11 protein-coding genes are annotated in these 12,301 nt (G+C 48.3%); 3 read left to right on the forward strand and 8 right to left on the reverse strand.

What is annotated here, in order from left to right; genetic code table 11:
- Positions 1 to 297 precede the first annotated feature (297 nt).
- On the forward strand, positions 298 to 1,818 hold the full coding sequence (exaC, locus tag H8K36_RS07285; protein ID WP_186914364.1) for an acetaldehyde dehydrogenase ExaC: 1,521 nt from the start codon (positions 298 to 300) through the stop codon (positions 1,816 to 1,818).
- Positions 1,819 to 1,891: 73 nt separating this feature from the next.
- Positions 1,892 to 2,272 carry a DUF779 domain-containing protein gene (locus H8K36_RS07290; protein WP_186914362.1) on the forward strand — a complete coding sequence of 127 codons (381 nt, stop codon included), beginning with the start codon at positions 1,892 to 1,894 and terminating at the stop codon, positions 2,270 to 2,272.
- Here H8K36_RS07290 and H8K36_RS07295 read toward each other — a convergent pair.
- The 7 genes from H8K36_RS07295 to H8K36_RS07325 all read right to left on the reverse strand — a co-directional run bounded on the left by H8K36_RS07295 (position 2,269) and on the right by H8K36_RS07325 (position 9,446).
- Positions 2,269 to 2,568: a hypothetical protein gene (locus tag H8K36_RS07295; protein WP_186914360.1), complete on the reverse strand. Its 300-nt coding sequence runs from the start codon at positions 2,566 to 2,568 to the stop codon at positions 2,269 to 2,271. The two genes, H8K36_RS07290 and H8K36_RS07295, sit on opposite strands and share 4 nt — an antisense overlap.
- Positions 2,569 to 2,756: 188 nt before the next feature.
- On the reverse strand, positions 2,757 to 3,275 hold the full coding sequence (locus H8K36_RS07300; protein ID WP_186914358.1) for a GNAT family N-acetyltransferase: 519 nt from the start codon (positions 3,273 to 3,275) through the stop codon (positions 2,757 to 2,759).
- 115 nt (positions 3,276 to 3,390) lie between these two features.
- Positions 3,391 to 4,734, reverse strand: coding sequence for a DASH family cryptochrome (locus H8K36_RS07305; protein WP_186914356.1), 1,344 nt, complete (start codon positions 4,732 to 4,734; stop codon positions 3,391 to 3,393).
- Positions 4,735 to 4,770: 36 nt separating this feature from the next.
- Positions 4,771 to 6,357 carry an FAD-binding domain-containing protein gene (locus H8K36_RS07310; protein ID WP_186914354.1) on the reverse strand — a complete coding sequence of 529 codons (1,587 nt, stop codon included), beginning with the start codon at positions 6,355 to 6,357 and terminating at the stop codon, positions 4,771 to 4,773.
- Between the two features lie 272 nt (positions 6,358 to 6,629).
- Positions 6,630 to 7,010, reverse strand: coding sequence for a nuclear transport factor 2 family protein (locus tag H8K36_RS07315; protein ID WP_186914352.1), 381 nt, complete (start codon positions 7,008 to 7,010; stop codon positions 6,630 to 6,632).
- An 8-nt stretch (positions 7,011 to 7,018) separates the two neighbouring features.
- On the reverse strand, positions 7,019 to 7,579 hold the full coding sequence (locus H8K36_RS07320; RefSeq protein ID WP_186914350.1) for a hypothetical protein: 561 nt from the start codon (positions 7,577 to 7,579) through the stop codon (positions 7,019 to 7,021).
- Between the two features lie 232 nt (positions 7,580 to 7,811).
- A complete protein-coding gene (locus tag H8K36_RS07325) occupies positions 7,812 to 9,446 on the reverse strand; it encodes a sensor histidine kinase (RefSeq protein WP_186914348.1) in 1,635 nt (544 codons plus the stop codon).
- Positions 9,447 to 9,688: 242 nt separating this feature from the next.
- On the opposite strand from H8K36_RS07325, the gene H8K36_RS07330 reads away from it, so the two are divergent.
- Positions 9,689 to 10,003: a hypothetical protein gene (locus H8K36_RS07330; RefSeq protein ID WP_186914347.1), complete on the forward strand. Its 315-nt coding sequence runs from the start codon at positions 9,689 to 9,691 to the stop codon at positions 10,001 to 10,003.
- Between the two features lie 252 nt (positions 10,004 to 10,255).
- Here H8K36_RS07330 and H8K36_RS07335 read toward each other — a convergent pair whose 3' ends face one another.
- Positions 10,256 to 12,241, reverse strand: a complete 1,986-nt coding sequence (locus H8K36_RS07335; RefSeq protein WP_186914345.1) for a putative bifunctional diguanylate cyclase/phosphodiesterase — start codon at positions 12,239 to 12,241, stop codon at positions 10,256 to 10,258.
- Positions 12,242 to 12,301: the final 60 nt, after the last annotated feature.

Raw genomic sequence — 12,301 nt, forward strand, 5'->3', positions numbered from 1 at the left:
TTGCGCTGTCACAAAAATTCACATCAGCAGTGTCACAAAATGTGACAACTGTACCTGCTCCATCTTCTCTTGCCCAATTGAAAATCTCCCTCATACTCGGCGAACCTATCTACGCCAATGCAAAAAATTTCACTCCCTTATTTAAATTGACATATTGATGTGCATTGCAACATTTCGTCATCGTCCGAAATAAGCTGTTTCCAGATCAATGCAGCTGGCACAGCTTTTGCAAAACAAGAGACGACAACGCAAAAAGTGTTGCACAACATCCCATTCGATTCCAACAAGGAGACAGACATGATTTATCAAGCCCCAGGTTCTGCAGGTGCCCTGATTCAATACCAATCACAGTATGACAATTTCATCGGCGGTAAATGGACTGCACCAGTCAAGGGACAATATTTTGATGTCATCACACCGATTAGCGGTAAGGTCTACACTCAAGCGGCTCGTTCCACTACAGAAGACATCGAACTTGCTTTAGACGCCGCCCATGCTGCATCCGACGCCTGGGGTAAAACGCCTGCAGCAACGCGTGCCAATATCTTGCTCAAGATCGCTGATCGCATTGAGGCGAATCTCGAACTCTTAGCCTATGCCGAAACAGTCGACAACGGTAAAGCCATACGCGAAACCTTAAACGCGGACATTCCTTTGACGGTCGACCATTTCCGTTACTTCGCTGGCTGTGTGCGCGCACAAGAAGGGGCCTTGTCAGATCTCGATGAGAACACTGTCGCTTACCACTACCACGAACCACTGGGTGTCGTCGGTCAGATCATTCCATGGAACTTCCCGATCTTGATGGCAGCATGGAAGCTAGCGCCTGCTCTCGGTGCCGGTAATTGTGTGGTTTTGAAACCAGCGGAATCAACTCCGATTTCCATTTTGATTTTGGTAGATCTGATTGCTGACTTGTTACCTCCGGGTGTATTAAACATCGTCAACGGTTTTGGTCGTGAAGCAGGTATGCCGCTCGCCAATAGCAAACGTATCGCAAAGATCGCCTTTACAGGTTCGACTTCGACAGGTCGCGTCATTGCGCAAGCCGCCGCCAATAATTTGATTCCGGCGACATTAGAGTTAGGTGGTAAATCACCGAATATTTTCTTTGCTGATGTGATGGATAAAGACGATGGTTTCCTCGATAAAGCGATCGAAGGTTTGGTCTTATTCGCATTCAATCAAGGTGAGGTCTGCACCTGCCCATCACGCGCCTTAATTCAGGAAAGCATCTACGACAAGTTCATGGAACGTGTATTGAAACGTGTGGCCGCCATCCAACATGCAAACCCTCTCGATACCGATAGCATGATGGGTGCACAAGCTTCGAAAGAACAATTGACAAAAATTCTGTCTTACCTCGATCTCGGCAAACAAGAAGGCGCTGAAGTGTTGGCAGGTGGTGCGCAAGCGCACTTGGGCGGCGATTTAGAAGGTGGCTACTATGTGCAGCCAACGCTATTCAAAGGTCACAACAAAATGCGTATTTTCCAAGAAGAGATTTTTGGCCCAGTGCTAGCGATCACCACCTTCAAAGATGAGGCTGAAGCCTTAGTCATCGCGAACGACACTTTGTATGGTCTTGGCGCTGGTGTCTGGAGTCGTAACGGTAATGTCGCCTATCGTATGGGACGCGCCATCAAAGCTGGTCGCGTTTGGACTAACTGCTACCACGCCTATCCTGCGCATGCGGCCTTCGGTGGATACAAGGAATCTGGCATCGGTCGTGAAACGCATAAGATGATGCTCGATCACTATCAACAAACGAAGAATTTGTTGGTCAGCTACAGCGAAAACAAACTAGGCTTCTTCTGATTGTAAAAAAGGGGAAAAGGGATAGAGCAATCTATCCCTACCTACATTTAGAAATCCATTGAAGGAAACCCTCATGGTCGAGCGCGTCATTGCCACTGCTGCGGCATTGGAATTAATCGTCCAACTCAAGGCTGAATACGGTGAAATCATGTTCCACCAATCTGGCGGATGCTGTGACAACAGCGCTGCCAACTGTTACTTACCCACTGACCTTACGATTGGCCCTTACGATGTCAAATTAGGAGAGCTCGACGGCGTACCGTTCTACATCGGCAAACAGCAATATGAATACTGGAAACACACGCAACTCATCCTCGATGTAATCGACGGCCATGGTGGCACTTTCTCCCTAGAGGGAAATACCGGCAAAGCGTTTCATACTCGCTCGCGACTTTTCAGCGATGAAGAATGGGGCAGCATCGCCGAACAAGTCGCAAAAGACCTCGCCAACTAAGTTATATTCAGCATTTTCAGCAGCGATTCGCACGCAGACCAAACACGGTTTCCTGCATCTTGATCAAAATCGAGTGCCAACATGTTTTGCTTATGAGGCTCTTGCAGTTCTGGGCGCAATTCAAACGCGACCACAAACACACCAACCGAAATCTCCCATTTACGCGACAAAGCCCATAGAAACATTTGTTCTCTGACGAAACGCAATAGTTGAAGAATGATGAAGAGATGAACGAAGAAAGTAGCGATGTAGCTCGCCACCATCGCCAGCAAAGTGGCTAGAGAGAGTTTTTCCATACGCGCAAACAAATAAATGCGAGGCGGCCCGACCTTCGCTTTACCTGTTCATCCACATGGATGAGCACCCGAAGCTATTGTAGGCAGCCGAATCAAAGAGCGCAAGGAAATTCGGAAGCGATACAACAAGGCTTAATGATCATTGACTTCCCATTCTAGGAAATCGCTCAGACCAAAACACTCAAACTTCAGCGTTTGAGCGTGAGTGAAAGGATAATATCGCGCTGAGGATCGCTTCCCACCGGAAAAGCATGCTCCCCAACCTCAACAAAACCGAACTTTTGGTAAAACTTAATTGCACGAGGATTATGTTCCCACACACCTAACCACGCGGTTTTCTTCCCACGTTCGATGATGGCGTCTAAACATGCGCGCATCAAGGATTGCGCCACGCCCTTGCCATGCCAAGCATTTGCTACATATAGACGCTGAATTTCAGCCGCATTGCGGTCCGCGACACATTCCGGAGCATGATCAAAACGTAACTGTGCATAAGCAGCTAACTGTGCATCATCTTCGACCAAAAGTGTGAGCATCTGAGGATGTGCGATCTCTGCACTTTGTATCGCTTCGCTATAACTATTTCGGCAATGGGTGTCCATGTCTTCCGCGGTATTACTGGCTGCAAAAGTATGGCGAAAACTGGTTTCTGCCAGAAGACTGAGGCGGTTAGCATCACTGAGGTCGGCCGCTCTGATACTGAGCATGTTGTGCTTTCATTGAGGTGAAGTAGGTAATTCCATTGTGCCAGCGCACCGAAACTTTAGCAAGCAGGCTGACAGATCACCACAACATGAACACTGTTCGATCTCTCTCAAGTGATCACGTAGACCAAGTCCGCTGGTAATGCCCATCTCTATCGTGATCGCGCACTTGTTTCGCTACACTAAAACGTCGACCACCACGCGGATCAGTTCCTCTTCCCGCAATGTATAGCCAGTTGCCTTGGTTGCTGTAGACGTCATAATCGATTAAACAGGTTTCAAACCATGCAGCCCCAGCGCGCCAATTTCCATCGAGTTCGTAAATCAAATAGCTAGCGACCACTTGCCGCAAACGATTACTCAAATAGCCCGTGGTGTGCAATTCATGCATGGCTGCATCAATCAGACTTTCACCAGTCGCTCCTTGGCACCAGGCATCAAACTTCGTTTGATTGTGTGATGAGTGGGCCTCACTCGACGTTGAATTCAAGCCCTGAGCTCGATATAGTTTCGCGCCATATTGCAGATGCAAGAACCGGAAATAATCGCGCCATAGCAATTCGAACCACAACCAATAGCTGCCATCGTTCGCACCATGCTCGAGTTCAAATCGTTTTAACTCAGCATAGGCATTCCGAGCCGACAATGCGCCATTGGCAAGCCACGGTGACCACTTACTTGAGAAGTCTTTCCCCATTAAGCCATTGCGCGTTTGTTTGTAGGTATGTGGAAGCCGAGCCCGCAAATACTGCCTAAGATGCTCCAACGCCGCAGCTTCTCCGCCTGAGAATTCCCCCTCCCCCAGAGGAAACGAGGAGCGTGGATCTGGAGTGGGCTCCTGCCATGGCAATTGACTGAAATCCAACTGCAAATGCGCAGGAATGATGGTCGTTGGCCACGATGGAAGACTACTGGGTGCGGGCAAAGGCGGCGGTGGACTAATGCCCTCGCCTTCAATGATCTGTCGAAATTGGGTGAATACTTGAGGCAGACACTGCTTATCCCAAGGAAGATCATCGGACGAAAGCAAACTACTTTGCCATACCGTGTGCACCTGCAGGCCTGCGTTACGTAAAGCAGAAATTTCAGCGAGTTCTTCTGGCGCTGCAATCTCTTCGCAAACGATTTTCCGTGCCCCTACGTGTTGCGCCAACTGCGGCAAAGCGGAGCTCGCATCGATTGGGCAAATTAACAGAGGGCAGCCAAGCTTGGCGAGCTGATCGCTTAAATCACGCAATGCACTTAAGAGCCAATACCTCCGCAAGCTACTCATGCGAGAAAATCCCCAAGAGCTCGTCTGCAGGAAGTCAGGCAAACAAAAAACAGGCAATAGGTGATGTCCTAAATCGGGGCTTCTTCTGTCCTGCTCTACCGTCTGCACAAGTTGATCCAATGCGAACTTCAGTGCCACCTGATCATGCAAGCGTAAGTCTTGGCGAAACCAAAATATTGTTGTTGCCACCGTCATCGTTCCGATCAAATCAAAAAGCCTTTGAATTCAAAAATCGAGGCTATGTTGTAGTGAAGTGCTTTGTTGTGACTTCGTCTTGCGTTTGCTCGACTTATCGCCTTGGCTTGAATGCTGGCGACGCAAGCGCGAGCCGTGCTTGTCGACAATAGCTGCCTTCGCTGCCCGCACTTCTTTATCTGAGCGCAGCGCATGTACTCTCGCCTTAGCAAGCCGCGTAGCTGTCTCAAAATCAACAAGCGGGATCGCGATATCTTTACCGACTTGCAGACCACATTGTTGCTGTAGCTCAGCTGGCATCAACCATGGCTGCAGCAAGAACATATCGGGAACACGACGCATCGTCGGCAGCCAGCGACGCACAAATTGTCCATGCGGGTCATGATCTTGTGCCTGTTTGATTGGATTATATACACGCGTCGCATTAATTCCCGTCGTGCCCGCTTGCATTTGCATCTGGCTCCAGTGTATGCCCGGTTCGTAATCCAAGAATTGCCGCGCCAACCATAAGCCAACTGGTCGCCAGTGCAGCCACAGCGCATAGGAAGCAACCGACACTAGCATCGCACGCATACGGAAATTGATCCAACCTGTTTCGCGGAGCATGGCGACGCAAGCGTCCACCATAGGCCAACCGGTGCGCCCTTCAACCAAGGCCTCAAAATGTGCTTGATTCCATTCCTCTTCACGAAGGCCGTCATATCCGCGGTGCAGGTTGTGCAACTCTAATTCTGGTTCCGACTCCAGCTTTTGAATAAAGTGACAATGCCAATGCAAGCGGCTCAAAAATGAACCTAGACTTTTTGCTTGCCGTTGGTGTTGCGCATCATCACTGGTCATCAATTCATGCATGCTGTTTTCTGTTGTCTGCACAACTTCCCGCATACTTAAACAACCCAAGGCTAGGTAGGGAGATAAACGAGAACAGGCAGTTGGTGCGCTCAAAGGAGAAGAGATGCCGCCGCGATACCAATGACTGCGTTTGTCGAGAAACTCGTCAAACACTTCCACTGCCATTGCGCGCCCCCCTTGTTGTCGTCGCGGCGTATCAAAGCCAGACATACCAAGTGTCTGAGGCTCTGGCCAAACTTCTTTGACCCATGGCAGACATATTCCTTGTAAGCTGGCGGGTGCCGGAGCGGCTAAAAGTTTGCTACTCATATGAGCGAACCAGGCCTTGTCCCAATGATCACGTGAGCGCAATCCACGCACCACACCGTGTTGTGCGAACTCCTGCCAGACGACACCGCTTTGCTTGCACCATCGCCCCAAGGCAAGATCACGAGCAAAGGTGTGGGCGTTACCGGTTTCTTCATGCGAGAAAATATGGCTTACATCGCCAAGCTCGGGGGCTGTGCAGCGCAATCTCTCAAACACCTCAGTCACTTCGCCAACCGCCAATTGCAATTGTGCACCAAGCTCACGCAGGTGCAAGGCGAGATCACGCAAGCTTTCACGCAGAAATTGATAATGTTGAACCGCATAATCTGGTTGCCGCCACAAAGAGGGTTCAAGGATGTACAAACACATAACCGGCCCACGTTCAGCGGCAGCACGGAGAGGCGCGTGATCATGCACGCGCAGGTCGCGCTTAAACCAGACAACAGAGAAAGTCATTTTTCCTTGGAGACTGAGATAGAGATTAAAGTCGGGAACACGACTGATGCACGTTGAATTCACATCAGGTTTTGGTGCGCTTCAATCTTACCAAGTGCTATGGCACACGTATCGCGGGTCACGGGGCATTCCTTGCCATGTACCGAAACTCAGGCGAAAGACGTGCTAGGCGCGCTGCATTCTTGCTTTCAGTGAGCTCTGAAGGGATCTCTTCCCCGAGGTCGACATAACAAGGAACAAGGCTGTCGTCGCCTCAACTAAGACAAGACAAATCAAAACATGCCAATTTGATTCACCATCTGTTCTGGCTGGGCTTGGCCCACATCCCACAACTCAGCAATCTTCCCCGACTCAAAACGAAAGAGATGCACGACCGCGATGGTCATCGCCGTCGATGGCATGCTCACTCTTGAGTGCACCGCCACCCAATCACCATCGACAAGCGCTCTTTGTACTTCGAAAGTCTTGTCAGGATGAAGACGTGCATTTTCGCGCATAGCTGATTTCAATGATTCAGCATCAGCTTGAAAATAGGGATTGTGATGGCAAAAATTCAGGGCGACGAGTTGATATGCCTCGTCGACCTTACCTGCTGCCGCCGACTGCAGGAACTCGATTGCGGTAGATTTCAACTGATGCGCAGAGTAATCCATCGCTCCTCCTAAGCAGCATAAGGCCGATCGGGTGATGGCCCACCTTCAGAGTACGGCATATCATTGTTTCGATAGAGCTTGCGGATCGCCAAGGTCACGTTGACGCCACTACTTGCCGCTTTTTCTTGTATTTCACTGAGCTTCGTATCTTGCAATTCTATCAGCGACATCGCGCCAGAAACTTGGTCATTCAGATTGCTCGCTATCCCAACTTGCTTGTACCAAGTGGCGTCGGTCTTTCTCACGGTGGAATGGCAACTCGCTGCCAACAAATTGAGTTCCGCGCCACGAGATTCAAATTTGAACGCCGCTTCCAAGCCAGCTAAAGTCGTGACTATCACCCCTAAGAGGGTAAATGTGATGAAAGAATATTCCTTATAGCTAGGAAAGGCTTTTTCCCATGAGCTCTGGGTCGCGATCACAGCACCGAAGAAGATTAAGCCTACGCGAATGCATCCAGCATAGATGCGATATTTCTGAGCGGCTTTCGCCAAAATATCAGCAACCCTTTGCAACTCTTCTTGTCGAGCCGCGATCCCTTCCTGCAGCATGTCTATTGATCCCGGCATATCGATCCCTTTTTAGTGGTGAAAGCATCATGAAGAACCTCTGCCGTCAATGTAACTGAGACAGGGTGTTGAAACAAGCAGACACCATCAGGTCAATCACACGGCCGTGTGTAAAGCTGAAAACTGTTGTGTATGAACCTCGAAACAATCTCCCGAGATTTGAATTCAACCGGCAAACGAGAAGTTTCATCCACCAATGTGAGCGTGAATTTCCCCTCAAGTACCAATTGAATTAAACCTGACGCGTATTTTTTGTCGAGAGCTTCGATTCAGAAACAACCAGAGGCAAGACCAAAGTAAATCGAGTACCTATGCCTACCACAGAATGCGCAGCAATTTGACCACCCAATACACCGTTAACGATGTTGTAGCAAATATTTAAGCCCAAGCCGGATCCGCCTTGTCCAAACTTTGTCGTAAAAAAAGGATCAAAAATTTTATCAACTATGCGCGGTTGTATGCCGACACCATTATCGATGAAATGAATCTCAATACATTCATCCTCGACCTGTTCTGAACGATGCGCCATGATCTTGATTTGACCACTCTCCCTATGTTCAAAACCATGAATAACAGCATTATTGAATAAATTAGAAATCACTTGCATCAGTGGTCCAGGGTAACTATCCAACTCAATACCAGGAGCAATCTCAACAAGAAATTCAATTTTTCGTTTACGCAATTGCACGCGCAAAGTCACCGCCAACTCTTCCACCGTCTTAAGGAGATCAAACTTGCGCCTATTTTCGCTAGCTTGATCAACGGCGACAGTCTTGAAGCTTGTAATCAGTTCAGTGGCCCGACGCAGATTTTTATTGAGCAGATCGGATGCTTCCAACATTTCAGAATTGAATCTCGCCAAACTTGATCGCTTCAATGCGCCCGCAGAAAACTCTTTATCGAACTCACCCACCTTCTCAGTCACCGTGGTCGACACCGTATAGGCATTTCCTATTGGTGTATTCAGTTCATGAGCGATGCCTGCGACTAAAGAGCCTAGCCCCGCGAGTTTCTCAGCATTGACCAGTTGCCTTTGTGCTTCCTTGAGTTGCCGTAAATTGGCTTCTAACTCTTTCTTGGAATGCTCCAGTTCCCAAGTGCGTATTCGGACTCGATTCTCGAGTGAACGATTGAGTTCTGTGATTTCATCGATCTTCGCTTCAAGCGCATCAACCACACAATTAAATTGGGTCGCCATTCGACTCAACTCATCTTGTCCGCCAATTTGTATGCGCTGGCTAAGATCACCCTTCACGATTTTTTCGCTACTGTCGATCATCTGGGTAAAGCGCTGCGTCACATTACTGCCTATCCAAACAATCACGCAGAAGGTCGCGCCAATCACTAAGAAAGTTCTCATCAAGGCATTCTGATGCTGCGCCGAAGTCGCTTCGATAATATTTTCGGTAGAGAAACCGTATTGCAAAAAACCGACTTCACTATCTGGCAGCAGAAGTGCATTACGAACATGAACCACCCCATTCGCAGAGGCAATTTCAATGTCTTCGAGCCGATTCGGTGCCGGCAAAGATCCATTAATTTTTTGTGTCGACAGAATTACCTTGCCACTGGCATCGCCTATCGCTACATAGGTCAAGCCATTTTTGGCTTGCGGATCTATCATCTCGTCGAAGAAAATTTTAACGGTTTCAAGGCCCTTCTTGCTACTATGTGTAGACACAGTGAGATTCAATAGGCGCGAATTTTGCGCAACACTGGTTTTGACATTTTCAATTAGCGCTGCATTCAGCGTGCGATGATTATCGTAAAGTACATTCAAGACCAGCAACAATGACGCAGCAAGAGCAATCAATAAAAATTGCCCACCGATACTCAATAGTTGTCTTTTAAAACTGGTCCACATCATATTCCCGCACTACGCCAAATCTAGCGTGTCTCAAACCACCGCGTCATTTTCTTAAAGAATCGACTCAATCTTTGATCTTGATCGATATCGACGGCTCGCTTTGTCACGAAAGAGTCATATTACTCCCCCCCCTTGAAGGTAAACTGTAAATATGTAGTGTTCATGACAAACTCTTATTGATGCGAAGTTCGGCTTGATTTCACTACACCTTAATTTACTGTATGACATGAAGGACGACCGCAATGAACCAGAGTCAATATGAGGTGCAAGAGAGATTTGGTGTTCCCAAAGAAAATCTATTGGCCGCGAAACGTGCGATTCAGAAGTATCGGAATCTGGAATTAACCTGCTATGTGCCAACGAGACGAGAAATCCTCGATTCGAACAAAGCAAAATTGGAAGAAGTATTGATTTCATGGCTATGCAAAAGCCCCATCGAAATCATACCGAGCCCATATCAAGTCAACGAAGTATTAGCACTATTGGCTCAGCGGTCTGACTATCATGAACTGTCCGCCCTAGTGCAGATGTGTAGGCATTACCCTTATCAGCGGTAATAGCGAACGCTGCTTAGTACTAACAGACAGTCTGACAGAAAGTGCATTTGGATTAAGGGGAATTGGTTACGTAATCGACAAGGCTACGTCTACCAGCAACCGCATTGGGAACAACGTGATCGCGATCAACGCTGGGCCTTGCAACGCGGAAGATGGAATCGCGAACAACCGCAACGCCATGAAGAGCATCGCGGTCGCTCAGAGCAACACAGAAAAGACGGTGGTAAGTACTAGTGCATAGAATGAATTGAGCTATGCGTTCATTTCAAGAAAGTGCTTAATGTCAGCCGCAGGTTTACCGATGAAATAGCCCTGTAATTCATCGACACCCAACGTCTTCAACTTATCGAGTTGGGCTTGTGTTTCAACGCCTTCTGCAATGACACGCAAGCCGAATTTTCTGGCAATGACCACAGCACCTTCAATCACTGCTAACGACTTTTCATCTGAAGCCATCACAAAACTGCGGTCAATTTTGATAGCATCGAGCGGGAACTCTCTCAAGCGAGACAAGGAAGAGTATCCCGTACCAAAATCATCTAAATGAATTTCTATGCCAGCTTGATGCAAGCGCGATAGGCTCGCCAATACTTCCCGCATATGCTGCTCATCAAACACGCTCTCGGTGACTTCAATCACTAACTGTGAGGTCGTAATTTGACTACTATTAAGGACAGCTAGCACTTCACCAGCAAAGTCAGCGCGAATTAATTGTTTGATCGAAGTATTGATCGCAATTTTCAAATTATCTCGAAGTCCAGTTTCCGGCGGTAGATTTTCGATCAACTGCACCGCGTGCCGTAAGACCCAAAGTCCAATCTGATGAATATGCCCTGTGTCTTCAGCGATAGGAATGAATTCCATTGGTGACACCGCGCCAACACTTGGGCAATGCCAACGTAGCAGGGCCTCAAACGCCACTAAGCGTTGCGACTGCGCCGCAACAATCGGTTGAAAATGCAAAGCGAGCGAGCCATTGCTATGCGCTTGACTTAAGCAATCTGACAAGAGCAAATGGCGTCGACGCTCGTCAGATAGGCGCTGCGAGAAAAATACAATACGGCCCCGTCCCTGCCCTTTTGCTTCTGAGGCTGCCATATCTGCAAAGCTAACGGCGTGCCCCATCTCAGTCAATGAGCCGGCCATGCCGACGAAAACGCCGACACTGTTTCCAATCTTAAACTCTCGTCCGTTCAACACATAGGGCTCAGACAAACGCGACTGCAATATTTCGCACGCTGCCTGGATTTTAGCTAGCATTTGCTCGTCACTGACGAGGCAAACCACAAACTCGTCGCCACCCCAACGACATGCTGCGTAGGAGTGCGGAACACAGTCTGCAACCACGCGATCAACTAGTAGTCTTAAACGACTCGCAACAGCCTGCAATAACTGATCACCCCAGTCATGTCCTAGGCCATCATTGATTTGTTTAAAACGATCTAAATCAAAAAATAACACAATCAGTTGATGATCTCGAACAGCTTCCAAGGCCGGCAATTGATCAAAGAGACCTCGACGATTAAGTAGGCCAGTTAAGGAGTCATGATGTGCGAGATGCTGTAACTCTTTGGTTCGCTCATTCACAGTCTCTTCGAGCTCAGCGTTGGCTTGCACAATCTGTTGGTTCTGCTCTGAGACTTGTTTAAAAAGTTGTTCCTTTTCACGTGCGAGTGCAAATGAGTGAATCAAAAGCTGGAAGTTATTTTCATGGCTACCCAACATAACCCACGCGAAGATGAAGCCCAAGATACCTAGCGTGCTTAAAGTAGTTTCGCCGACCATCAACAAACTTAGACAAGCCGGAACCAGCATAATCAATATGTAAATCTTGCCGATCGACTGTAGCGATGCAAGCGTCGCGGTGGAGCCGCTCGCCAAAGATGAGACAACAATAATTACAGCGAACTGATATGCAGGAGAAAATTCGGGAATACCGAAACAAGCTAAGGCTGCCCACAAACCAGCCGAGCCAAGAACAGATAGGTTATGTAAAGTTGATGGCAGTGCTAGTGCTGTTTCGTCGGCACAAGCTCGCAAGGCCTTCCGATAGGTGAGGTATAGGCCACCACGAATAATCGAATACGCGATCGAGATTGCAAACCATAAAGAAAACCAAGTCGCCGCCGTATCTCTGAGAATAAATCCTATGCCAACAACCGCAGCCGCATTCACCACCAGGCCTTTCGGGTGGTTATTCAGAGTTTCCTGCCAAATTTGAAGTTTTTCTCGCTGCATATTCGCATGACCGTTTGCACGGACTTCGCCGTCGAAGTCTTGCCATCTAATATATCAGTG

The organism is Affinundibacterium nitidum, assembly GCF_014284155.1.
In the GTDB taxonomy this organism is placed as follows: Bacteria; Pseudomonadota; Gammaproteobacteria; order Burkholderiales; family Burkholderiaceae_D; genus Undibacterium; species Undibacterium nitidum.